Here is a 24,034-nt window from a genome sequence, read left to right as displayed (position 1 = left end):
AATTTTTTTTATAGTTGTTTTTAGTTTTTAGGTTGCAAAAATAAGAATTAATTAGCATTAGAATGGATAATTTATACCAAAATTTAAAACAGAGTGTCCAAAATTGTATTCTTTAAACCATCGATCACCTTTCTCATGCGCTGGATTATAGGTCTTAAAGCCTAAATCTAAACGAACAACAAAAAAGCTTAAATCGTATCTTAAACCAAATCCTGTACCCAAAGCAATTTCTCCTAAATCGTTTAAGTTGTCAAATCTTGCTTTCGGATCGATGACATTATCGAGTACATTCCAGATATTTCCGGCATCTGCAAAGAAAGCTCCTTTTACATCTCCAAAAACTTTGAAACGAAATTCTGCACTCGCAGCAATTTTCATATTGGCCTCATTAAAGTCGTTTACCGCATTTGTGCTTCCAGGTCCTAAAGCATAAGGTTGCCAAGCACGATTATCGTTGGAACCTCCTCCATAATAACTTCGTGAAAACGGAATATAATTTGAATTTCCAAACGGAATTGCAATTCCAAAGAAGCTTCTAACCGCTAAAACTTTTTCTTTCCCAAAATCCCAGTGTTTGATATAATCAAATTCAGTTTTAACATATTCTGAATATTCTAGGTTGAAGATTTCGTAATTTCCTTTAGAATTTTTTTGAAGATTTCCGAGTTCCGAAACTACAGATAATAATGTACCTGCCGATTCTATTTTTGTTCTAAATTGGTAGAAGTTATTATCGGCCAAATCTTTTTTAGTTGTTTTGGTAAAAGAATAGCTGGTTGCTAAAATGAAATCATTTTCAGTCAGACGAACCCTTCTCTCTTCAATACTTTCAACTTCTTGATATTGTGTATCAGTAGGCGTTAAAGCCGTTTGACCTGTTAAAACATTATTAGTAAATCCTGTTGTTCCTGTTGGTACAATTAAGTTTCCATGCTCATCAACGTTCGTAGGTACTTGGTTGTAATTTTGTGCAATTCCATTTAAATCATCATAAGAAGATGTATAGACATTAAAGTAATTGTCTGGATTTAAGTTACGAACAAATTGCGCATTTAATAGTTCTAGTTTCGCTGTATTATGGCGTTTTGGAGTCCAGTTATATGAAATACCTCCTGTAAAGTTTTCTTTATCCAAACCAATATTTCGCTGTTTAGAAAAACCTGAAGTTATTGAGGTATAAGGAATCATACTTTTTGGAATAATTTTCTCTGTTCCAAAAGGCAGCAAGATTCTTGGGAAATTCAGTTTTAAATCTAAACCATATTCAGAAACATTGAAAAAATTATTATTTGGATTTGCCATATCTCTAGAAGAACCCACGTTTAAACGAGCTGAAATTTCGAGAGTTTCAGCACGGTTAAATACATTTCGAATGGTTTCAGAAACACTGGCACCAATTCCGAAATCCTGAATATTAGAATGTGTCAAGTCAAGCGTAGCTCCAAAACTGTATTTTTTTCTTGGCGTTAAATAAACATTCGCAATAAGTGATTGCGCTGTAGAATCTCTTTTGTCTACTTCATATTGTATAGAAGGATAGTTGAAGATTCTTAAATTATTTAAATATCTTGAAGAAAGAGTTGTTCTAAAATCGGCATAAGTGCCTCCCTTAGTAATAAAAATAGCATCGGTTATAGCGCGTGGCTTGTATTTTAGTGTTTTGTAACTGTATAAATTAAAGTTGTTGTACGAAACACTATCAGTTGGTTTTTTCTTAGAATTTGCTGCAGAATAATCGGTGTAAATATTTACATCGCTGATCGTATATAATTTAAAAGGTTCTGTGCGACTAGAATCTCTTTCTTGTATTGTATTATTGTTTATAATCAAAGTAACATCTGCTTTCGCCTTTTTGCCAATGGTATCAATGTCAAAAGTTACATAAGTAGGCTGAAAATAATAAGCACCGTGATTTCTAAAATAAGTTGTAATACGGTTTTTTTCCTCTTCAAAATCAGTAGTTTTGTATTGATTTCCAGATTTTAATAAAGAAGGTTCGCTGTTAGTTCTATATAATGAATCTAATGCAGGAGTCATTATTTTAGTTCTAATAGTATCTATTTTATAAGCTGGCCCTGTGGTGATATTATAATTAATTGCAGCTCTCTTTTTTCCAACCGTATCAATAGTATAATCGGTTTGAACATTAAAATAGCCATTATTAAAATAATAGTATTTTAAGCGTAACAATGATTTTCTGGTTTTTGAAGTGTCAATAATTACGGGCGGTTCACCAGTATTTTTCAAAAATTCGTGAATTCCTTTATAGTAAAAAGACTGTCCAAGGCGATCTACTTGTTTTGCAGAAAATATTTTAGACATTCGTTCATACTTTCCAGGATTATTTTTGAATTTTGCCTGATAAGTAGAATCCGGATTTAAATTGGCTAAATTGTATAAATTTAAACGAAGCTTGTAACCTAATAATTTACCATTTGGTTTTTGGTACATTTGATTAGAAGCTGTTTCATCATTTGTTGATTTTCCGTTAACTAAAATATTATTTTTTACAAGAAGACTTTTTCCATCGGGAACTCTTTTTACGGCATTACAAGCGCAAATTAATATTGCTATTAGAAGAAATGCTATTATTTTTGTGGAATTATTTTTCAAGTGTTTTTTAATATTTAATTCAAAAGTACATTATTTTATGGTTAGTAAAAACCAAATAAAGCTTATCTCAAGTTTACATCAAAAAAAGCAGCGTTTTGCTAATCAATTATTTTTTGCTGAAGGAGTAAAAGTAATTCAAGAATTGCTGCAATCCAATTTTGAATTAGAACATTTATACACTACATTAAATGATTTCGAGGTGGTTCACGCTTCAAAACGAACTCTTATTAATGAACAAGAACTGAAAAAAATAAGTGCTTTGTCGACTCCAAATTCTTGTTTGGCAGTTTTTAAAATTCCAGCCGAAAAGAAAATAATCGATTCGGGTTTAATTTTAGCTTTAGACGATATTAGAGACCCAGGAAATCTAGGGACTATTTTACGTCTATGCGATTGGTTTGGTATAAAGCAGGTAATCTGTTCTAAAGAAACAGTAGATATTTACAACCCGAAAGTGGTACAAGCGACAATGGGTTCAATTACCAGAGTAAATGTAAGTTATGTTGATTTAAAACTTTTCCTTGCTCAAACTAAACTGCCAGTTTTTGGAACTTTTATGGACGGGGAAAATATTTATCAATCCAAATTACCAAACGATGGTATCATTATTATGGGTAATGAAGCCAATGGTATTTCAGAAGAGATTGAAAAAACTGTAACCAGCCGTCTTACAATTCCTAGATTTGGAGAGCTTCAAAAAACCGAAAGTTTAAATGTAGCTACCGCAACAGCAATTATTCTTAGTGAATTTAAACGAAATAGTTGAGATTTTGTTTTAATGAAAAGTGAAATTTATTAAAATAGCTCTTGATTTCATTGAATCAATGTTGTCTGTATAAGGACTAACAGGGTGTTCTGGCGTTACGTTATCACGAATTAATTCATCTGTAATACCAAACATACCTCTAACAGAAGGAGAAAAAATAAAATATTCAGTAAAGATATCAATTCCAAAACCTACTTCATAAGCTGCAGTCCATTGTTTTACCCTGAATTTTTGCTGCCAGTTATCGTCTTGAGATTTTGCATTGCTCGATAAATTCAAAGTAGTAGACATACCGCCAACCAAGTAAGGGCGGATGTTTCCTGTACGTAAGGCAGAAAATTTCAATAATAAAGGGAAGTGGATATAAGTACTGTTTACTTCTCTTAGATAGTCGGTTTCTGAACTTCCTACGCCAGGAAAATAAAGATCACGTTTAGTATAATACAATCCTGGTTCAAAACGAAGGTTAATATATTCCTGCAGTCTTAAATCGGCTACGACACCTACATTAAAACCCGTAGTTTTTTTTACCTGAATATCTTGCTGTACAGGAGTTTTGTAATCAAATTTAAAGTCAAAACTATTAAAGCCAAGATAATAGCCAAAGTAAATACGCTGCTTTTGCCAGTTTTCAAGGTTAATAATAGGATCTTTACTAAACATATTTTTAGCAAATTGTGCGTGCCCTTTTGCCGCTAAGACTAATAAAAATAAGATTACAGCTTTTTTCATACTATTTTTTAGATGCAGAATAAATCGTTGCGACACCAAAAGTTTGAGGCATTGCCACAACATCTATAAACCCAGTTTTTCTCAAAATATTGTTCAGAGCCTCTCCATAAGGAAAAGCGGCCGCTGATTCAGATAAATAGCCGTACGCGTCATTATCTTTAGAAAATAATTTACCAATTAAAGGAAGTATATTTTTGCTGTAGAAATTATAACCTTGTTTGTAAGGGAATTTATCTGGAACAGAAGTTTCTAAGATAACAAAAACACCATTTGGCTTTAAAACTCTCAAGATTTCTGCAAAACCTTTTTCAAGATTTTCAAAATTTCTAACACCAAATCCAACTGTGATAGCGTCAAAATAATTGTCTTCGAAAGGCATATTTTCAGAATCGCCTAAAACTAACTCAATAACATTTGAAAGCTTTTTTTCTTCTACTTTCTTTTTTCCAACTTCTAGCATTCCTGCTGAAATATCCAATCCAATAATTTTTTCAGCATTGGTTTGAGAAAGTAAAATTGCTAAATCTCCAGTTCCTGTTGCAATATCAAGAATAACTTTTGGTTTTTTGTCTGATACAATTTTCAATACTTTTTTACGCCATTTAACGTCAATTCCAAATGAAATTACACGATTCAAATTATCGTAATTCCCAGAAATGGTGTCAAACATTTGGGTTACTTGCTCTTTTTTACCTAAGGTAGAGTCTTTATACGGAGTTACTTTTTCAGACATTTTTTTTATTTAGGCAAATATAAACAATCTAGTTTAACTGTAATTGAGTTTTTTAATTTGTAAAATAAATGTTTTAAAAGATTTATTTTAAAGTTAAAAAAGAGGGTATTTTAAGCATCCCTAAATCTAGGTATTTTGTAAAAATCACTAAAAGTTGGTATTGTCTGTCGTGTCTTTTATGAGCAACTTTGCTAAAGTAAAAATGATTAAAGTTTTAATGATTGGTAGTGCCAATGACTTAAGCAAATGATTACTTTTTTTGCGCTGGTAATTCATTTGTTCATGAAAGAGTTTTGTAAAGTATTGTTCTTGGGGGGAAATACTATTTTAAAGTGCAAAGTACGTTCTTAGGATTAAATTTGTTTTTGGAAATTTTAATTTTCTGCCTTTAATATCTTAGTGGTATTTGTTATTAGAGGCGTTTTTGAGATTTAGGTCTCAAATAACATTAAATGTTATTCAGTTTTACAAGTGTTCTTAACATTTGTGATTTTTAAACAAACACTTTTTCTTGAGCGAGTCAGGTCTAAAAAAAATCAATCGTTTTAAAAACATCCTCCCTAATAAGAGGATGTTTTTTATTTATTTTCTAATGTAAGTTTCATACGTATAATCATAAAGATGTTTTTCGTCTTTATAATTTTCTTCAGATTCTACTAACAGCCATTCACTTTTATTAATTTTTGGAAAGAAAGCATCTGCATCAAAAGTGTGGTGAACTTTTGTTAATTCAATAATATCAGTAAATGGAAGGGCAAGATTGTAGATTTCTCCGCCTCCTATAACATAGCTGTCATCATTTTCCGGGCAAATAGCAATTGCTTTTTCAATGCTATCTACTACAATACATCCTTCAGGTTTGTAATTTTCTTGGCGTGAAATTACAATATGAACTCGATCAGGTAATGGTTTCGGAAAACTTTCGAAAGTTTTTCTGCCCATAATAATATGATGACCTGTAGTAAGCGATTTAAATCTTTTGAAATCATTTGGCAAATGCCATACTAATTCATTGTTTTTTCCAAGCGCATTATTTTCGGCTGCTGCCGCTATCATTATAATCATGGTATGCTTAAACTAAATTTTATTTTCATTCTCTTCATTAATAGAAGATTCAAGCTGACTGATTCTTTTTTGCTGTAAAGCTACTAATCTATCAATTTGTTCTCTTTCCCATTTTTTATTCATAAAACGGTCAGTAATATACACTTTTATAAAATGCAGAATAAAAAGGAAAAGCCAGATTGTAATACCCCAGATGCACCAATTTTGAGTTGTACCTTCTCCAAAGCCAAAAAATTTATTGGCAATAAATAAAAATAAACTTCCTAAAAGGAAAAGAACAAAATGAAAATATAAAACCTTTTTTTGTCTTAATCGGCGCCTTGCGTATTCGTATTGTTCGTGTACTTCTTTTTCCATAAGATAAAAATGAGATTATAAAGTTAAAATTTATTTTTGAAAGTCAATATTTTGGATGTGGAATATTTGCTTTAAAAAATTGTAAGAATTTGAATTACAAAATTTTAACCGCATTAAATTGCAGATTAAACGAAAATTATATCCTCTTTTTGTTATTATGATAAATCGGCTAGAGGAGTAGTGAGTGTTTCGTTGAATTTAATTAATTTTAGGGTGTATAAATCTAAAAACGAAATAGTTATGTCTTTAAAGAAACAATTTGTGAAAACGAAACCAGTTTGTAAAGTTACGTTTTCGATAGATGCCAAAGATGCAAGTTCTGCTTCTGTTGTTGGAGATTTCAATAATTGGAATGCCGAAGAAGGTGCTTTGAGTAAATTGAAAAATGGCACTTTTAAAGCTACTTATGACTTGGTTAAAGATGCTATATACGAATTTAAGTATCTAGTAGATGGGGCTTATGTAAATGACCCGGAAGCTGATTCTTATAAATGGAATGATTTTGCTGGAAGTGAAAACAGTGTTTTAGTTGTATAAAAAAATCCGCTTCATATTAAGCGGATTTTTTGTTTTTATACTGCAACACTTCCTTTTATAGCAGGATGCGGATCATAGTCAACAAGTGTGAAATCACCATAATCAAAATCAAAAATGTTTTTAATCTCTGGATTTAAAATCATTTTTGGTAATGGTTTTGGTTCTCTAGAAAGTTGTAATTCTAATTGCTCAAAATGATTGTTGTAAATGTGGGCATCACCAAAAGTGTGAATAAAATCGCCAGGTTCTAAATCACATACTTGTGCAATCATCATAGTTAGCAATGCATAAGAAGCAATATTAAAAGGAACTCCTAAGAAGATATCTGCACTTCGCTGATACAATTGGCAAGATAATTTTCCTTTAGTTTCTCCTTTTTCAAGATCTGGACTTGCTACATAAAATTGAAAAAAGGCATGACATGGAGGTAATGCTGCTTTGTTGTTAGCAACATTTTCTTCAAAAGACTTTTTAGTATCTGGCAAAACCGAAGGGTTCCATGCTGAAACCAGCATTCTTCTGCTATTTGGGTTTGTCTTTAATTCTTTAATTAATTCAGAAATCTGATCAATTTCTTCACTGTTCCAATTGCGCCATTGATGTCCATAAACTGGCCCTAAATCGCCATTAGAATCAGCCCATTCATCCCAGATTTTTACTCCGTTTTCTTGAAGGTATTTTATATTCGTATCGCCTTTTAAAAACCAAAGCAATTCGTAAATAATCGATTTTAAATGTAATTTTTTGGTCGTAACCATTGGGAAACCTTCACTTAAATCAAAACGCATTTGGTAACCAAAAACACTTTTTGTTCCTGTTCCAGTTCGGTCTCCTTTTTGATTGCCGTTTTCTAAAACGTGTTTTACTAAATCTAAGTATTGTTTCATGATTGTTTATTCGGTTAATTGTTTTAATCGTTTAATCGACTCAACGAATAAACGGTTTAACGATTAAACATATATTTATCTTCTAGAGATTTCGTCTCTAATTTTTGCAGCTTTTTCGTAATCTTCCTGAGAAACGGCTTGATCTAAAAGTTCATTTAATTCTTGTAAAGAATGTTTTGCATAAACGTCTCCAGATTGATTGCTTTCTTCTTCATGTCCAAAAGTTTCTGGATTTGAAAGAACGTCATCAATTTCTTGAGCACCAGAATCTGTTTCTGCAGTATTTGATTTTAAATAAATACCAGCCTTGTCCAAAATGTTTTTATAGGTAAAAATTGGAGCGTTGAATCTCAATGCAAGTGCAATTGCATCAGAAGTTCTAGCATCGATAATTTCTTCGATTTTATCTCTTTCGCAAATTAAGCTAGAGTAAAAAACACCGTCAACAAGTTTGTGTATAATTACTTGTTTTACCACGATATCAAATCTTTCGGCGAAATTTTTGAATAAATCGTGAGTTAAAGGACGTGGCGGTTTTATTTCTTTTTCTAAGGCAATAGCGATTGACTGCGCTTCAAAAGCACCAATTACAATAGGTAATTTTCTTTCGCCATCAACTTCGTTCAAAATTAAGGCATAAGCGCCATTTTGAGTTTGACTGTATGAAATTCCTTTTATGGATAATTTTACTAGACTCATATATCTTTGTAAAACGGGCACTTAGCACCGCATTTTAATACTTTTTTTGATTGGAAAATAAAGGTGCAATTTTAATCAAAAAATATGGAACAAAAAAGCTGCCTTAAAACAAAGATACGATTATCTTGTTTTTAGGCAGCTATATTTTTAGAGAGAATTTTAAATTAAGAATGCTGAGCTTTGAAAGCTTTTAATTTCTCTGTTAGTTGTGGTATAATTTCGAAAGCATCTCCAACTACACCGTAATCAGCCACTTTAAAGAAAGGAGCTTCAGGATCATTATTGATTACCACTTTTACTTTAGATGAGTTGATACCTGCAATATGCTGAATAGCTCCAGAAATACCGATCGCAATATATAAGTTTGTTGCAACTGGTTTTCCTGTTTGTCCAACGTGCTCACTGTGAGGTCTCCAACCTAAATCTGAAACTGGTTTAGAACAAGCAGTTGCAGCGCCAAGAACAGCAGCAAGATCTTCAACTAATCCCCAGTTTTCAGGACCTTTTAATCCGCGTCCGCCAGAAACTACGATATCCGCGTCAGCGATAGAAACTTTTCCAGATACTTTTTCTACAGATTCTACTTTTACACCAAAATCATTGTCTCCAATTGTTGGATTAAAATCTTCTGCTGCAGCAGCTCCTGCGCTTTCAAAAAGTCCGTAAGAGTTTTTAGCTAAACCAAGAACTTTTACATCTGTACTGATTTCTGTAATGTTAAAAGCTTTATTTGAGAAAGCATTTCTTTTTACTTGGAATGGAGAAGTGCTAACTGGTAATCCAACAACATTTGATGCGAAACCAGCATTTAAAGCTACCGCAACTAGTGGAGAAAGATAAATACTATCTGTTGTAGAAGAAAGCAAAACTAATTTTGTTCCTTCCTTTTCAGCTGCTTGTTTAATTACATCAGCATAAGCTTTTGCATTAAAACCAGTTAATTTATCGTTGCTTACTTTAAGAACTTTATCAACTCCGTATTTGCCTAATTCGCTAACATCGCTGATGTTTACAGTTAAAGCTGTAACAGTTGTTCCTAATGATTCTGCTACTTTTTTAGCGTAAGAAGCTAATTCGAAAGCAACTTTTTTAAATTTTCCTTCTGCAGATTCTGCATATATTAATATTGACATAATAATTTTAGATTTTAGATTTTAGATTTCAGATTTTTGAAAATTGAAATCTAAAAATGATTCTTATTTCAGATTAATGATTTTGGATTTGAATGAGGAAAAGATGTTAGAGCTGTGTTCAATCAGCAATCTAAAATCTAAACTCTACAATCTTAAATAACCTTCGCTTCGTTGTGTAATAAATTGATTAACTCATCTAAATTATCTGCAGAAACTAATTTCACTGCCGATTTTGGAGCTGGTTTTTCAAATTTCACTGCTTTAGTGTTTACAGCTGCATCAACTGGCTCAAGAATAGTAAGCGCTTTAGTTCTTGCAGTCATAATACCTCTCATGTTTGGGATACGTAAATCTTTTTCTTCAACAAGACCTTTTTGTGCTCCAATGATTAATGGAAGAGTGGTGCTTACAGTTTCTTTTCCACCGTCGATTTCACGAATTCCTTTTACGTTGTTTCCTTCAACAGTTAAACCTGTACAAGAATTTAAGAAGTTTGAACCTAAAATACCAGCAATCATTCCAGGAACCATTCCGCCATTATAATCTAAAGATTCTTTTCCAGCAATTACTAAATCGTAACCACCATTTTTAATTACTTCTGCCAATTGTTTTGCAACGAAAAATCCGTCAGTTGGATTTGCGTTTACACGAATTGCTTCGTTAGCACCAATTGCTAAAGCTTTACGTAAAGTTGGTTCAGTATCAGGACCTCCGACATTTACTACAGTTACAGTTGCACCTTGTTGTTCTTGGAACCAGATTGCACGTGTAAGTCCAAATTCGTCGTTAGGGTTAATTACATATTGTACGCCATTAGTGTCAAATTCTGAATCACCATTGGTAAAGTTAATTTTTGAAGTAGTATCAGGCACATGGCTGATGCAAACTAGTATTTTCATAAGTATATATTTTGAATTTATAATATGCTTTTACAAATTTAGAATTTAATTTGGAATAATTATACTATGCATGCATAATATTTTTTAAAACTATTACGATTTCGCAGATTGCTTGGTTTTGAATGGTTTTCATTGAGATTTTAAAACAAATAAACACTCCTTTTGTCTGATTGTTAGGAATTTTACAATATCTGTATGATTGTAAATAAACTAATTTTTGTCTTATAAATACTAATTTTTGGATTTTTACGTTCTGATGAATGGATTTTAGAAGAAATAAGAATTAAACAAATAGATTAAAGTTTGTCTAAAAAATATTTTTATAAAATAAATGTGGTTTTAAGGTGTGTTATAACGATTTCGTTAATATCACAATAAAGATTAAAAAGTTAAAACCTGAGAACAGATAGAAGTTCATGCGATTTTAAATTCAATTTTTGCTTTTAAGTTATTTAAAATATTTATTTTTGCTCTTCAGAAAATTCAACATACAATATAAAATATGAGAACAATACAATTTAGAGAGGCCATTTGTGAAGCGATGAGCGAAGAAATGCGTCGCGATGAATCCATATATTTAATGGGAGAAGAGGTTGCAGAATACAACGGAGCTTACAAAGCTTCTAAAGGAATGCTTGCTGAGTTTGGTGAAAAAAGAGTAATTGATACTCCAATTGCTGAACTTGGTTTTTCAGGAATTGCAGTAGGTTCTGCAATGAACGGAAACCGTCCTATTGTAGAATATATGACATTCAACTTCTGTTTAGTTGGTATTGATCAAATTATAAATAATGCTGCTAAAATGCGTCAAATGACAGGAGGACAATTTAATGTGCCTATCGTTTTCCGCGGACCAACAGCTTCTGCTGGTCAATTAGGAGCTACTCACTCACAAGCTTTAGAAAACTGGTTTGCTAATACTCCAGGTTTAAAAGTTGTTGTTCCTTCAACTCCTTACGATGCAAAAGGACTTTTAAAATCTGCTATTCGTGATAACGATCCAGTAATTTTCATGGAGTCTGAGCAAATGTACGGTGACAAAGGTGAAGTGCCAGACGGAGAATATACTATTCCACTTGGTGTTGCTGATGTTAAACGTGAAGGAACAGATGTAACTATCGTTTCATTCGGAAAAATCATCAAAGAAGCTTTTATCGCTGCTGATGAATTAGCTAAAGAAGGAATCTCTTGTGAGATTATCGATTTAAGAACAGTTCGTCCAATGGATAAAGATGCAATCTTAAAATCGGTTAAAAAGACAAATCGTTTAGTAATTCTTGAGGAAGCTTGGCCAGTTGCCAGCCTTTCTTCTGAAATCTCTTATATCGTTCAGGAACAAGCATTCGATTTCCTTGATGCGCCAATTCAACGTATTACAACTGCTGATACTCCTGCACCTTACTCTCCAGTATTATTAAAAGACTGGTTGCCAAATGCAGGTGATGTAGTAAAAGCAGTTAAAAAAGTATTATACAAATAATACACATTTAAAATACTCACAAAACTTCATCATTCATAGTTAATTGATGAAGTTTTTTTTTGCCCAGACAATGAAAAGAATAATTTTACTCAGCCTATTTTTTGTATTCGCATTTGCGACTATTGCTACTGCACAAACGAAAGTGAGTGGAATTGTTTTGGACAAGTCTAATCAGCCAATACCTTTTGCAAATGTTGTCTTTAAAGGTTCTAATACGGGAATCGTTTCTAATGAAGATGGGCGTTTTTACTTAGAATCACCTAATACTTATACAGCATTAATAGTTACTTCTGCAGGATTTTCAGATAAAGAAGTTCCTTTAGAAAAAGCAGTAAATTATAATTTTAAAATTGTTTTAGGCGAAGCCGAAGCGCTAAACGAAGTTGTAATTTACACAGGAAAAACTTCTAAGAAGAACAATCCAGCGTTGGATATTTTGAGAAAAATTTGGGCAAGAAAACGTAAAAACGGATTGTACCAATTCAATCAATATCAAATGCAGAAGTACGAAAAAGTAGAGTTTGATATGAATACTATTGATAGTGCGTTCATGAAAAACAAACTTTTTAAAGGTATGGAATTTATCTTTAATCATGTTGATACTTCTGATGTTACGGGGAAAACCTATCTGCCGATTTTTATCAACGAATCGGTTTATGATGTTTACGGAGACAATAAATTAAAGAAAGTAAAAGAAAATATTACAGGAAATAAAATGTCTGGTTTTAATGGAAACCAACAGATTTTATCTTTCGTAAAAGATCTTTATTCAGATTACAATATTTACGATAATCACCTTAAGTTTTTTGATAAAAGTTTTACTAGTCCGCTTTCGCGAACTGGGATTGATGTTTATAACTATGTATTGAAAGACAGTGCTTTTGTAGATAAAAAATGGTGTTATAATATTGTTTTTTACCCAAGACGTAAAAATGAATTAACTTTTAAGGGAGACTTTTGGGTTAATGATACCACTTTTGCGATCAAGAAAATTAATATGGGTGTTACGAAAAGTGCCAATATTAACTGGGTAAAAGATATTTACATCGAACAGGAATTTGAGGTTGAAAACGATTCTGTTTTCCTTTTGACTCGTGATTACATGATGTCTGATTTTGCTTTAAACAAGAAAGAAAAATCAAAAGGAGTTTATGGAAAAAGAACAACTTTATATCGTAATCATAAATTCAATATTCAAAAACCAGAGAAGTTTTATAAAGAAGAAGTCAATTTTATAGACAACGCTGTTTACGATCGACCACCCGAATTCTGGGAAGAAAATCGTTTTGAGAAATTAAATAAAGACGAACAGGGAATTTATAAAATGCTTGATACACTGCAAACAGTCAAGCGATTTAAGCAATTATATAATCTCGTCTCGATTTTAGGAAGCGGTTACGTCGAATTTAAAAATTTTGATTACGGACCAATTTTCTCAACTTTTGGATATAATGAAGTCGAAGGTATTAGGTTGAGAGTTGGTGGAAGAACCTATTTTGGACCTAATGATCCTTGGCGTATTCAAGCCTACACAGCTTACGGATTTGATGATAATAAATTCAAATACGGAGTTTCAGGAAAATGGATGGTTGATAAGAAAAACCGAGTTATTATTTCTGGAGGAAATAGGCGTGACATTGAGCAAATAGGTGCGAGTTTAACCACTACGAATGACGTTTTAGGACGAAGTTTTGCATCTTCTGCCTTATTTACAACAGGAAGTAACGGAAAATTAACCAATATCAATTTGAGTAATATTTCTGTTGAAATGGAGGCGAAAAAGAACTTCATCGTTCAAGCAGGCCTTTCGTATCGAACATTAGAATCGGCTTCAAAGACATTTAGTCTGGATTATTATACGACCTTGCCAAGTGCATCAAACCCTATGGGAGTTGTAAAAAGCGATGTAAAACAATCAGAAGCGAATATTCAGTTTGAATATATGCCAAATCGTAAAACGATTGGTTATGGAGTTGAGCGTGATTTAGTTGATAGTCCTTTTAGTCATTTCTTTGTGAACTTTAGTTATGGTTTAAAAGGTGTTTTTGATAGCGATTTTGCTTATGAAAAAATTCAGGTTTTTTACAAACAGCCTATTATTATTGGACCTTTAGGAAGATCAAATATTATTCTGGAAACAGGAAAAACATTTGGTACAATTCCGTTAGGTTTGATGAGTGTAATTCCGGGTAACCAGACTTATTTTACGATCGAGAATACATTCAGTAACTTGAATTTCTACGAATTCGTTACGGATCAATACACTACTTTGCAGTGGAATCATGATTTTGGAGGAAGATTATTCGCAAGAGTTCCTTTTATGAGAAAACTGAATTGGAGAGAATTTGTTGGAGTAAGAGCGGTTCACGGAACAATTTCTGATGCCAACCGCGCTATTAATGCTTCTGGATTACCTTATAATGCTCCAGAAAAAGTGTATTATGAATATCATGCAGGAATTGGAAATATATTTAAAGTTTTCCGAATTGATTTTTCTTGGAGAGGAAATTATCTAGATATGCCAGATGCTCATAAATTTGCAGTAAAAGGATCTTTCGGATTCTATTTCTAATTTTAAAAGAGGCAAAGATTCAAAGTTACAAAGTCGCAAAGGTTTAAAATCTTTGCGATTTTTTTTATGCTTATTTTTTTGCACGCAGATTTTGCAGATTTAAGCAGATTTATTTTTACAATTTTAAATTATTTAATCTGCGTTTATCAGCTTAAATCTGTAAAATCTGCGTGAAACCAACTATCATTTACTAAATACTTTTTTATTTAATTTTGAAATAGATTTAAAAACGAAAGTAATGCAAGAAGCTATCGATTTCTTAACCAATAAAAATCCGATATTTCGGGAAATAATCGAAAAATACGGATTGCCGCCAATTCCAAAACGTCCACAAGGTTTTGAAACTTTGGTGCTATTAATTTTGGAACAGCAAGTTTCTATCGATTCGGCAAAAGCTACATTTTTAAAAATTAAATCTTATACTACTTGTAATCCTGAAACAATGGCAATTTTGCCAGACGAAGAATATCGAAATCTTGGAGTAAGCCGCCAAAAAACAAAATACATTAAAGTTTTAGCCGAAGCGATTTTAAACAAAGAATTAGATGTTGAAAGCTTGCCTTCAAAGTCGGCAAAACAAGTTCGTGAAGAATTAATTAAATTAAAAGGAATTGGAAATTGGACCATTGATATTTATTTAATGTTTTGTCTGGAAGAGCCCGATTTGATTCCGCTTGGCGATATTGCAGTAATTAATACCATAAAAGAATTGCTCAATATTCACGATAAACAGGAAATGGAAATTCATGCCGAACAATGGAGTCCGTACCGTTCTTATGCGACCTATTTGCTCTGGCATTATTACTTGAAAAAAAGAAATCGAACAATTAGCTATTAAATGCTTGTTTTTTAAACTCTAATGCGGATAATTTAACCTTCTTTTTTATTGTAAAACTAGATTCTTTAGTTATTTTTGCAACCGAAATTATAGAAATAATAAAAAACGAAAATGACCGCAGACAAATTAACGACTTTCGATGTATTAATCGAAATACCAAGAGGAAGCAGAAATAAATACGAGTACGATTTTGAAATTAAAAGAATGCGTTTTGACAGAATGTTATTCTCTTCAATGATGTACCCAGCAGATTACGGATTTATTCCAGAAACTTTAGCTTTAGATGGTGATCCTCTTGACGTATTGGTTTTGGTAAACGAACCAACTTTTCCTGGATGTGTTATGGAAGTTAAGCCAATTGGTGTATTCCACATGGCAGATGATAAAGGACCAGATGAGAAAATTATTTGTGTACCAGTTTCAGATCCAATCTGGAATTCATTAAATGATCTTTCTGATATTAACCCACACTTAGTAAAAGAAATCGAGCACTTTTTCCAAGTTTACAAAGATCTTGAAAACAAAAAAGTAGATGTAGAAGGATGGGGAGATGTTAAAGAAGCTTACGATATTATCGCTGAGTGTACAAAGCGTTTCGATGACATTGAAAATAAACCGGCTGGATTATTTAGCATTAAATAATTTTAACCGCATTCTAATATAAAAAAAGCAATACTGCCGTCAGGAGTATTGCTTTTTTGTTTAAATTCGTTTTAGTTAGATTGTTGACTATTAACCAAAACCATTAAAATATTATGAATGCATTTATGATTTACCTGCCAATTATAATGGCAGTTTTAGGATTACTTTTCATGGGAATAAAAAGGAGTTGGGTTTTAAAACAAGATGCCGGAGATGGTAAGATGAAAGAGATTTCAGATTACATTTATGAAGGGGCCTTAGCTTTCCTAAAAGCAGAATATAAGTTACTAACCATTTTCGTAATTATTGCCAGTTTAGCTTTGGCAGGAATTACATTTATTCCAGGAGTTAAAACACATTTATTAATCGTAATTGCATTTATTTTTGGTGCTTTATTTTCAGCTTACGCTGGAAATATTGGAATGAAGATCGCAACTAAAACAAACGTTAGAACTACTCAAGCGGCACGTACAAGTTTGCCACAAGCTTTAAAAGTTTCTTTTGGCGGTGGAACCGTAATGGGACTTGGCGTTGCTGGTTTAGCTGTTTTAGGATTAACATCCTTTTTTATCATTTTTTTCAATCTTTTTTCTGACGGAGTTTGGAAAGATACAGATACTATGACTGTTGTTCTAGAAACTCTTGCAGGATTTTCACTCGGAGCAGAATCAATCGCTTTATTTGCACGTGTTGGTGGTGGAATCTACACAAAAGCAGCCGATGTTGGAGCTGATTTAGTTGGTAAAGTTGAAGCAGGAATTCCAGAAGATGATCCTCGTAATCCAGCTACAATTGCTGATAACGTAGGAGATAACGTAGGAGACGTTGCAGGTATGGGAGCAGATTTATTTGGTTCTTATGTAGCAACTGTTTTAGCGGCAATGGTTCTTGGAAATTATGTGATAAAAGATATGGGAGGAAACATCAATGACGCTTTTGGCGGGATTGGCCCAATTTTACTTCCAATGGCAATTGCTGGTTTCGGAATTATATTTTCGATTATCGGAACACTTTTAGTAAAAATTTCAGACGATAATGCTAGAGAAGCCCAAGTACAGAAAGCATTAAATATAGGAAACTGGGTTTCTATTGTTTTGACTGCTGTGGCTTGTTTCTTCTTAGTGCAATATATGCTGCCAGAAACAATGCAGATGAGTTTCTTTGGCGAAGGATCTAAGGCAATTTCATCAATGCGTGTTTTCTATGCGACATTAGTTGGATTAGTTGTGGGCGGTGCTATTTCATCAGTAACAGAATATTATACAGGATTAGGAACAAAACCAGTTTTGGCAATCGTTCAAAAATCGTCTACAGGAGCGGGAACAAATGTGATTGCAGGTTTAGCAACAGGTATGATTTCGACTTTCCCAACTGTATTATTGTTTGCTGTGGCAATTTGGATTTCGTACGCTTTAGCAGGATTTTATGGGGTGGCTTTGGCAGCTTCGGCAATGATGGCGACAACTGCTATGCAATTGGCAATTGATGCTTTCGGACCAATTTCTGATAATGCTGGAGGTATTGCAGAAATGAGTGAATTACCAAAAGAAGTTCGTACAAGAACTGATATTTTAGACTCAGTTGGAAATACAACGGCAGCAACAGGAAAAGGGTTTGCAATTGCTTCTGCAGCTTTGACTTCATTGGCTTTATTTGCTGCGTATGTAACTTTTACAGGAATAGACGGAATCAATATTTTTAAAGCACCAGTTTTAGCGATGTTATTTGTCGGTGGAATGATTCCGGTAGTTTTCTCTGCTTTAGCAATGAATTCTGTTGGAAAAGCGGCGATGGATATGGTGTACGAAGTTCGTCGCCAGTTCAAAGAAATTCCTGGAATTATGGAAGGAACAGGAAAGCCAGAATACGGAAAATGTGTTGAGATTTCTACAAAAGCTGCTTTAAGAGAAATGATGCTTCCAGGAATTTTAACGATTGGTTTCCCAATTTTAATTGTTCTTTTAGGAAAATTAGTTTACTCAGACAATAATCAGTTAATTGCCGAAATGTTAGGAGGATATATGGCTGGAGTTACGGTTTCTGGTGTACTTTGGGCTGTTTTCCAAAATAACGCAGGAGGTGCTTGGGATAATGCGAAAAAATCTTTTGAAGCAGGAGTTATGATCAACGGTGAAATGACATACAAAGGTTCTGATGCGCATAAAGCAGCTGTAACAGGAGATACAGTTGGAGATCCGTTTAAAGATACTTCTGGACCTTCAATGAATATCTTAATTAAATTAACTTGTTTGATTGGATTGGTAATCGCGCCAATTTTGGGTGAAGGCCACGCGCCATCAGACATCGCAGGAAAAGCATCTTGCTGTGCTAAAACAGAAATGCATGCAGGAATATCTAAATGCGGTGATATGTCTGGAATGACAAAAGAAGAATGTATTAAAATGTGTAAAGAAAAAGGTTGTTCTGAAGAAGAAACAGCTAAATGTCTGGCCCATTTTGATGCGAACGGAAAATATGCTCATGCAGAAAGTGAATCAGTTCGTGTTGAGGTTAAAAATATAGACGGAAAAACTACTGGAACTGTTACCAAAACTGTAAATGGTAAAACAACTACAGAAGTTTTTGAAGGAACTGAAGAAGAAGTTTTAGCAAAAGTTGAAGCTGCGAAATAATTTACGATCTATCCTAACAGGTTTCCAAAACCTGTTAGGTTTTATATTTAAAAGATTAGAATAAAAAACATACCTAACAGGTTTTGGAAACCTGTTAGGATAATCAAAAAAAGAAAATGCCTCTAAAAAATTAGAGGCATTTTTTTATTTCGTGCAAATCTGTGTAATTCGTGTTTAAAACAAACCGTTCAATTCAGCGTCAATTCTATTAATGATATCACCTAAATCTTCAGGATTGTCAACAAAATTAATATTATCAACATCAATAATCAAGAGTTTTCCTTTACTGTAAGTCTGAATCCAAGCTTCGTATCTTTCGTTCAAACGGCTTAAATAATCGATAGAAATAGAGTTTTCATATTCACGTCCGCGCTTGTGGATTTGTCCAACTAAATTAGGAATAGAACTTCTTAAATAAATCAATAAATCTGGAGCTTTTACCAAAGATTCCATTAATTCAAACAAAGACGTGTAATTTTCAAAATCACGGCTTGTCATCAAACCCATTGCATATAAATTGGGTGCGAAAATATGCGCATCTTCATAAATCGTTCTGTCCTGAATAATTTTTTTTCCGCTTTCGCGAATTTGCTGCACTTGGCGAAAACGGCTATTTAAGAAATAAATCTGAAGATTAAATGACCAGCGTTCCATCTGATGGTAAAAATCATCCAAATACGGATTATCAACTACATCTTCATAATGAGGTTCCCATTTGAAATGTTTCGCTAATAATTTGGTCAGAGTGGTTTTTCCTGCGCCTATGTTTCCTGCTATTGCTATGTGCATTACGGTGTTACGATTTTATAATTTGATATATCTGTAGCTGTAAAAATAGATAAAATTTGGTCTTTGTAATAAAAATTGTCAAAGGTTTTTTCTGAAATTTTAATCTCAGAAATTACTTCTGGATTTGATTTATTAAAACCTTTAAAATACAACAAATTATCTTTACTGAAAAGATATTGATTAGAATTTGTTATTTCAATTTTGTCAAAATCTGTGACTTTCCCCAGAGATGTAATCTTTCCGAAAATATCGCAAGAGTACCAGTTGTTTTTCTTATCAATCCAATAAAAAGTATTAAAATCAGTTTGATAATATTGAATGGCTTCTGTCAGCGGAATTGAAACCGTTTTGTATTCATTTTTTAAATAATCAAAAAGACTAATTTGCTGATTTAAAGTATTGTAAATCCATAATTGATTTTGCGTCGACATTCCGATTGCACTTACCACAATTGGAGTTGCATTCTGCGAAAAGTTAATTTCGGTCATTTTATTTAATTGGTTATCCAATAAAACAACACTATTGAAATCCTCATAAAATAGTACAATTTTTAACGGATTCTGAAGATCAACTTTTGTAATTTTTCCCAAAGAGACATTCTTATATTCGAAGATTTCTTTCCCTTTAATTTTACTAAAAACGTTGTTTGTGATTTGGTAGGAATATCCAAAAGTATCATATCCTAAAAACTCATCTGAAGTATTTTTATACTGCGAAATTAAAGTTGGATTTATGCTCAAATCCTGAGCTGAAAGCGCCTGAAAAGTGCAGAAAAGAAATAAGCAGAATAAAGTTTTTTGCACCGTTTTATACATTAGAAATTGATTTATAAGATTACCAAATTACAAAAAACTCTTGTTAGAATTTCAAAATAGGCTCTTAAACCTTTTTAAATTCTAATAGTCTAAAAAATAAGCGGTTCTATCTATTCCTTGATACCGTTAATATATTTAGTTTTTTGGATTTTAAAATAAATAATACATTTGAATGTAAGTTTTATCGGATTTACTCACTTTAAAGAAAATAAAATGAAAAAAATATTTTTATATATGACTTTGATGCTTGTTGCAACACAAATTCAAGCTCAAAAAGATTTTCAAGGAATGGCTGTTTACGAGTCAAAAACTCAAGCGCCAAAGTTTGAAGGAATGCGCGGAAACAGAGATATTACGCCAGAAATGCAGAAAAATATGGAAGAGCGTATGAAAAAAATGCTCGAAAAAACATTCATTCTAAACTTCGATAAATCGGCATCTATTTATAAAGAAGAAGAAAAACTAGAAGCGCCAGGTCAGCAGCAAGGCGGTTTTCGTATGATGTTTGGTTCGCTTACTGGAGGCGGAGGTACTTTTTATAAAGATGTAAAAACAAAAACATATACCGTTGATAAAGAATTCATGGGAAAAGAATTCCTTGTTGTGGATTCTCTGCCAAAATTAAATTGGAAATTAGAACAAGAAACCAAACAAATTGGAGGCTACAACTGTTATAAAGCAACAGCTGTCAAAGAAGCCAGCAAAACTGATTTTAGAAACTTCAGACCTAAAAATAATGATGATAAGAAGGATGAAGCTAAAAAAGATGAAACTAAAAAGACTTCGGGAGATACCAAAACGAATTTTGCTGATAACTTCGAAATTCCAAAAGAAATTGTAGTAACAGCTTGGTATACGCCTGAAATTCCTATAAATCAAGGGCCAGAGAACTACTGGGGACTTCCAGGTTTAATTTTAGAAATCAATGACGGAACGACGACAATCTTATGTTCAAAAATTGTTTTGAATGCGAAAGATAAAGTGGAAATAAAACCGTCTAAAAAAGGAAAAGTAATTTCTCAGAAAGAATACGACGAAACAGTAATTAAAAAAATGGAAGAATTTAGAGAGATGAACCGTGGTCGTGCGGGCGGACCTCCACCTCCTCCAGGAAGATAATCCTAAACTTAATTATTTATTCTAAGCATTTTTTTAATGAACAAATTATATTTTTTCATCGCCTTTTTGATCACTTCTTTTTCTTTTGCGCAAAGCGTTCGTTTTGATGGTTTCATTCAAGATGAACAGAAAAATCCATTGGAAATGGCCAATATTATGGCTATTAATAATGGCACAAAAGCAATGGATTCATACGGAATTACCAACGACAAAGGAAAGTTTCAACTGACTTTAAAACCAAATACGGCTTATACCATTAAAGTAAGTTATTTGGGAATGAAATCTAAAGAAATTGCAGTATCGACAAAGTCTGAAAATTTGACTCACAATATTGTTTTGGATGGTTCTGGAATTGAATTGGAAGGTGTAGAAATTGTTCGAGAAATGCCTGTTTCTATAAAAGGTGACACAATTGTTTACAATGCAGATTCTTTTAAATCGGGAACAGAAAAAAAGCTTGAAGATGTTCTGAAGAAATTACCAGGGGTTGAGGTAAATGCCGATGGTGAAATCGAAGTTGAAGGAAAAAAAGTCAGTAAATTGATGGTTGAAGGAAAAGACTTTTTTGACGGAGATACCAAATTAGGCGTTAAAAATATTCCAGCAGATGCAATTGATAAAGTTCAGGTTTTACGAAATTACAATGAAGTAAGCGCGCTTAAAGGTCTTGAAAACGATCAGGATAATGTGGCGATGAATATCAAATTAAAAGAAGGAAAAAAGAACTTTTGGTTTGGAGATGTTACCGCAGGAATTGGCGTTGCAGAATTGGACAGCCGTTATATCATTAACCCAAAATTATTCTATTACAGTCCAAAGTACAGTATTAATTTAATTACCAATTTTAATAATATTGGCGAATTGCCTCTTACGGCTCAAGATTACTTTAAGTTCACAGGCGGATTCAAAAATATGATGAAAAAGGGAGGAAGCAGTTTTAATGTTTCTTCAAATGATTTAGGGATTTCATTATTGCGAAATAATCGTGCGAAAGAAATTGAAACTAAATTTGGCGCAACAAACTTTGCTTATTCTATTAATAAAGCTTGGAATATTAGTGGTTTCGGAATTCTTTCGACTTCGAAAACAGATTTAGAAACGAAATCTCAAACCACGATTTTAGATTCTGGAGATCAGCAGAAACGTGATGAAATGACACATCAAAAGAATAATTTGGGACTTTTTAAATTGAGTTCAACTTATAAGCCAAATGATAAATTTCAGTTTGATTATGATATCTTGACTAAATTGTCAAAACAGAATGAAGATACAGATTTACTTCGCGAATCGGTTGTAGATAATGTTTCGGCGGTTGAAACCATTTTAACTGAAAAGAAACAAGATCCAACTTCTATCAATCAGAATTTGAGTTTGTATTATACGCAAAGCGATAAAAATATTTTTGCTTTTGAAATGCAGCATTTGTATCAAGACGAAAATCCTTTTTATAATGCCAATTTAAGATCGCAACCTTTTGATTTATCAGGATATATTACGGAACAAAATCGCAACGATTTGAATCAGGATCGTTTTGTAAAAACCAATAAATTGGATACTAAATTGGATTACTATTATATGGTAACGCCAAAAAGCAATTTTAATGTTACGTTAGGAAATACCTATTCGTATCAAAACTTCAATTCTCACATTTTCCAAATGTTAGATAATGGAGATAAAAACGACTTAAATGATCCTGAAAATAATAACGATGTCGATTATCGTTTTAATGATGCTTTTCTAGGTTTTCATTATAAAATTCTAACGGGGAAATTTACATTTACGCCAGGTGTTAGTTTGCATACCTATCAAATGGCAAATGGACAATTGGGATCCGACTATTCTCAAAATTTCACCAAAGTATTGCCAGATTTCTTTGCTTTATACCAAATCAAAAAATCGGAAACTTTGACGTATAATTTCTCTCTAACGAATGATTTTACTGATATTAATCAATTGGCTGCAGGTTATGTTTTGTCTGATTATAGCAGTTTGTTTCGCGGAAATCGTTTCTTAGAAAATGCAACTTCTCAAGTGCATTCGCTTCGTTATTTTAAATATAATATGTTCAATTTTGAGAACATTTTTGCCAATGCCACTTATACAAAAAAAGTAGATGCGATTAAAACAAAAGCTAATTTTGACGGAATTAATCAATCTTCAGTTCCTTATAATTCTAATCTAGCCGATGAAACTTTTACCGGAATGGGAAATTACGGACGCTCGTTTTTAAAGAATTATAAAGCTTCTGCAAATGTTAGTTTTAATTGGTCGAAATTCAACAATATTCAAAACAATCAATTATCTACTACAGAAAGTTTCAGCCAAAGCTACACTGTGAAAGCGTCAACAAATTATAAGAATCTTCCAAATATAGAATTTGGTTATAATCTTTTGGTTAACAAATACAGCGGTTCAACTTTTTATACAGATAAGCCATTTGCAAGATTAGATTATTATTTCTTAGATAGTTTCTCTTTTGTTTCAGAATACGAATTCTATCATTATTATAATGGAGACAAAACGGTTGACAACGAATATGATTTCTTAAGTGCGAGTTTGGTTTATCAAAAGAAAAACAGCAAGTGGGAATATAAAGTTTCGGCAACCAATTTATTGAACACGACTTATCTAAACGATGATAGTTTTTCTCAATTCTCAACGCGAGTTTCTCAATACACCGTTCAACCGCGTTATATCATATTTTCTATGAAATATAATTTATAGT

General features: G+C 32.6%; 20 protein-coding genes. 9 read left to right on the top strand and 11 right to left on the bottom strand.

Annotated elements, in window-relative coordinates; genetic code table 11:
- Positions 1-57: 57 nt before the first annotated feature.
- Positions 58-2,613, bottom strand: a complete 2,556-nt coding sequence (tamL, locus tag DM444_RS15695; protein WP_111288300.1) for a translocation and assembly module lipoprotein TamL — start codon at positions 2,611-2,613, stop codon at positions 58-60.
- A 37-nt stretch (positions 2,614-2,650) separates the two neighbouring features.
- Between tamL and DM444_RS15690 the strand changes: the two genes are divergently transcribed.
- A complete protein-coding gene (locus DM444_RS15690) occupies positions 2,651-3,379 on the top strand; it encodes a TrmH family RNA methyltransferase (RefSeq protein WP_111288298.1) in 729 nt (242 codons plus the stop codon).
- 9 nt (positions 3,380-3,388) lie between these two features.
- On the opposite strand, the gene porT is transcribed toward DM444_RS15690, so the two are convergent.
- The 4 genes from porT to DM444_RS15670 form a co-directional block, all read right to left on the bottom strand.
- Positions 3,389-4,111, bottom strand: a complete 723-nt coding sequence (porT, locus tag DM444_RS15685) for a type IX secretion/gliding motility protein PorT/SprT (protein WP_111288296.1) — start codon at positions 4,109-4,111, stop codon at positions 3,389-3,391.
- Between the two features lies 1 nt (position 4,112).
- A complete protein-coding gene (gene ubiE / locus DM444_RS15680) occupies positions 4,113-4,844 on the bottom strand; it encodes a bifunctional demethylmenaquinone methyltransferase/2-methoxy-6-polyprenyl-1,4-benzoquinol methylase UbiE (protein ID WP_111288294.1) in 732 nt (243 codons plus the stop codon).
- 582 nt (positions 4,845-5,426) lie between these two features.
- Positions 5,427-5,909: a dihydrofolate reductase gene (locus DM444_RS15675; protein ID WP_111288292.1), complete on the bottom strand. Its 483-nt coding sequence runs from the start codon at positions 5,907-5,909 to the stop codon at positions 5,427-5,429.
- A gap of 12 nt (positions 5,910-5,921) precedes the next feature.
- Positions 5,922-6,266: a 2TM domain-containing protein gene (locus DM444_RS15670; RefSeq protein ID WP_111288290.1), complete on the bottom strand. Its 345-nt coding sequence runs from the start codon at positions 6,264-6,266 to the stop codon at positions 5,922-5,924.
- Between the two features lie 240 nt (positions 6,267-6,506).
- On the opposite strand from DM444_RS15670, the gene DM444_RS15665 reads away from it, so the two are divergent.
- Positions 6,507-6,803: an isoamylase early set domain-containing protein gene (locus tag DM444_RS15665; protein WP_111288288.1), complete on the top strand. Its 297-nt coding sequence runs from the start codon at positions 6,507-6,509 to the stop codon at positions 6,801-6,803.
- A 35-nt stretch (positions 6,804-6,838) separates the two neighbouring features.
- Here DM444_RS15665 and DM444_RS15660 read toward each other — a convergent pair whose 3' ends face one another.
- The 4 genes from DM444_RS15660 to DM444_RS15645 all read right to left on the bottom strand — a co-directional run bounded on the left by DM444_RS15660 (position 6,839) and on the right by DM444_RS15645 (position 10,421).
- Positions 6,839-7,690 (bottom strand): thymidylate synthase, encoded by an 852-nt coding sequence (locus DM444_RS15660; RefSeq protein WP_111288286.1) that lies wholly within the window; start codon positions 7,688-7,690, stop codon positions 6,839-6,841.
- Between the two features lie 75 nt (positions 7,691-7,765).
- A complete protein-coding gene (locus DM444_RS15655) occupies positions 7,766-8,389 on the bottom strand; it encodes a bifunctional nuclease family protein (RefSeq protein WP_008466556.1) in 624 nt (207 codons plus the stop codon).
- A gap of 164 nt (positions 8,390-8,553) precedes the next feature.
- Positions 8,554-9,522 carry an electron transfer flavoprotein subunit alpha/FixB family protein gene (locus DM444_RS15650; RefSeq protein WP_111288284.1) on the bottom strand — a complete coding sequence of 323 codons (969 nt, stop codon included), beginning with the start codon at positions 9,520-9,522 and terminating at the stop codon, positions 8,554-8,556.
- A 152-nt stretch (positions 9,523-9,674) separates the two neighbouring features.
- A complete protein-coding gene (locus tag DM444_RS15645; RefSeq protein ID WP_111288282.1) occupies positions 9,675-10,421 on the bottom strand; it encodes an electron transfer flavoprotein subunit beta/FixA family protein in 747 nt (248 codons plus the stop codon).
- Positions 10,422-10,923: 502 nt separating this feature from the next.
- On the opposite strand from DM444_RS15645, the gene DM444_RS15640 reads away from it, so the two are divergent.
- From DM444_RS15640 to DM444_RS15620, 5 genes are all read left to right on the top strand, one after another.
- On the top strand, positions 10,924-11,901 hold the full coding sequence (locus DM444_RS15640) for a pyruvate dehydrogenase complex E1 component subunit beta (protein ID WP_008466560.1): 978 nt from the start codon (positions 10,924-10,926) through the stop codon (positions 11,899-11,901).
- 70 nt (positions 11,902-11,971) lie between these two features.
- Entirely contained in the window at positions 11,972-14,473 is a 2,502-nt protein-coding gene (locus tag DM444_RS15635) for a DUF5686 and carboxypeptidase-like regulatory domain-containing protein (protein WP_111288280.1), read from the top strand.
- A 238-nt stretch (positions 14,474-14,711) separates the two neighbouring features.
- Positions 14,712-15,311 (top strand): DNA-3-methyladenine glycosylase family protein, encoded by a 600-nt coding sequence (locus tag DM444_RS15630; RefSeq protein WP_111288278.1) that lies wholly within the window; start codon positions 14,712-14,714, stop codon positions 15,309-15,311.
- A 111-nt stretch (positions 15,312-15,422) separates the two neighbouring features.
- On the top strand, positions 15,423-15,953 hold the full coding sequence (locus DM444_RS15625) for an inorganic diphosphatase (RefSeq protein WP_111288276.1): 531 nt from the start codon (positions 15,423-15,425) through the stop codon (positions 15,951-15,953).
- Between the two features lie 113 nt (positions 15,954-16,066).
- Positions 16,067-18,586, top strand: a complete 2,520-nt coding sequence (locus DM444_RS15620; protein ID WP_111288274.1) for a sodium-translocating pyrophosphatase — start codon at positions 16,067-16,069, stop codon at positions 18,584-18,586.
- Between the two features lie 174 nt (positions 18,587-18,760).
- Here DM444_RS15620 and DM444_RS15615 read toward each other — a convergent pair whose 3' ends face one another.
- Both DM444_RS15615 and DM444_RS15610 read right to left on the bottom strand, forming a co-directional pair.
- A complete protein-coding gene (locus DM444_RS15615) occupies positions 18,761-19,375 on the bottom strand; it encodes a deoxynucleoside kinase (RefSeq protein ID WP_109191639.1) in 615 nt (204 codons plus the stop codon).
- On the bottom strand, positions 19,375-20,190 hold the full coding sequence (locus DM444_RS15610; protein WP_111288272.1) for a hypothetical protein: 816 nt from the start codon (positions 20,188-20,190) through the stop codon (positions 19,375-19,377). Before DM444_RS15610 ends, DM444_RS15615 begins: the two co-directional genes overlap by 1 nt.
- Before the next feature lie 213 nt (positions 20,191-20,403).
- Between DM444_RS15610 and DM444_RS15605 the strand changes: the two genes are divergently transcribed.
- Positions 20,404-21,309, top strand: coding sequence for a GLPGLI family protein (locus DM444_RS15605; protein ID WP_111288536.1), 906 nt, complete (start codon positions 20,404-20,406; stop codon positions 21,307-21,309).
- A gap of 36 nt (positions 21,310-21,345) precedes the next feature.
- Positions 21,346-24,033 carry a carboxypeptidase-like regulatory domain-containing protein gene (locus DM444_RS15600; protein ID WP_111288270.1) on the top strand — a complete coding sequence of 896 codons (2,688 nt, stop codon included), beginning with the start codon at positions 21,346-21,348 and terminating at the stop codon, positions 24,031-24,033.
- The last annotated feature ends 1 nt before the right edge of the window (position 24,034 follow it).

The organism is Flavobacterium ginsenosidimutans (assembly GCF_003254625.1).
Classification (GTDB): domain Bacteria; phylum Bacteroidota; class Bacteroidia; order Flavobacteriales; family Flavobacteriaceae; genus Flavobacterium; species Flavobacterium ginsenosidimutans.
Note: the sequence above shows the minus strand (reverse complement) of the source record. Positions and strands in the feature narration are given on the sequence as shown.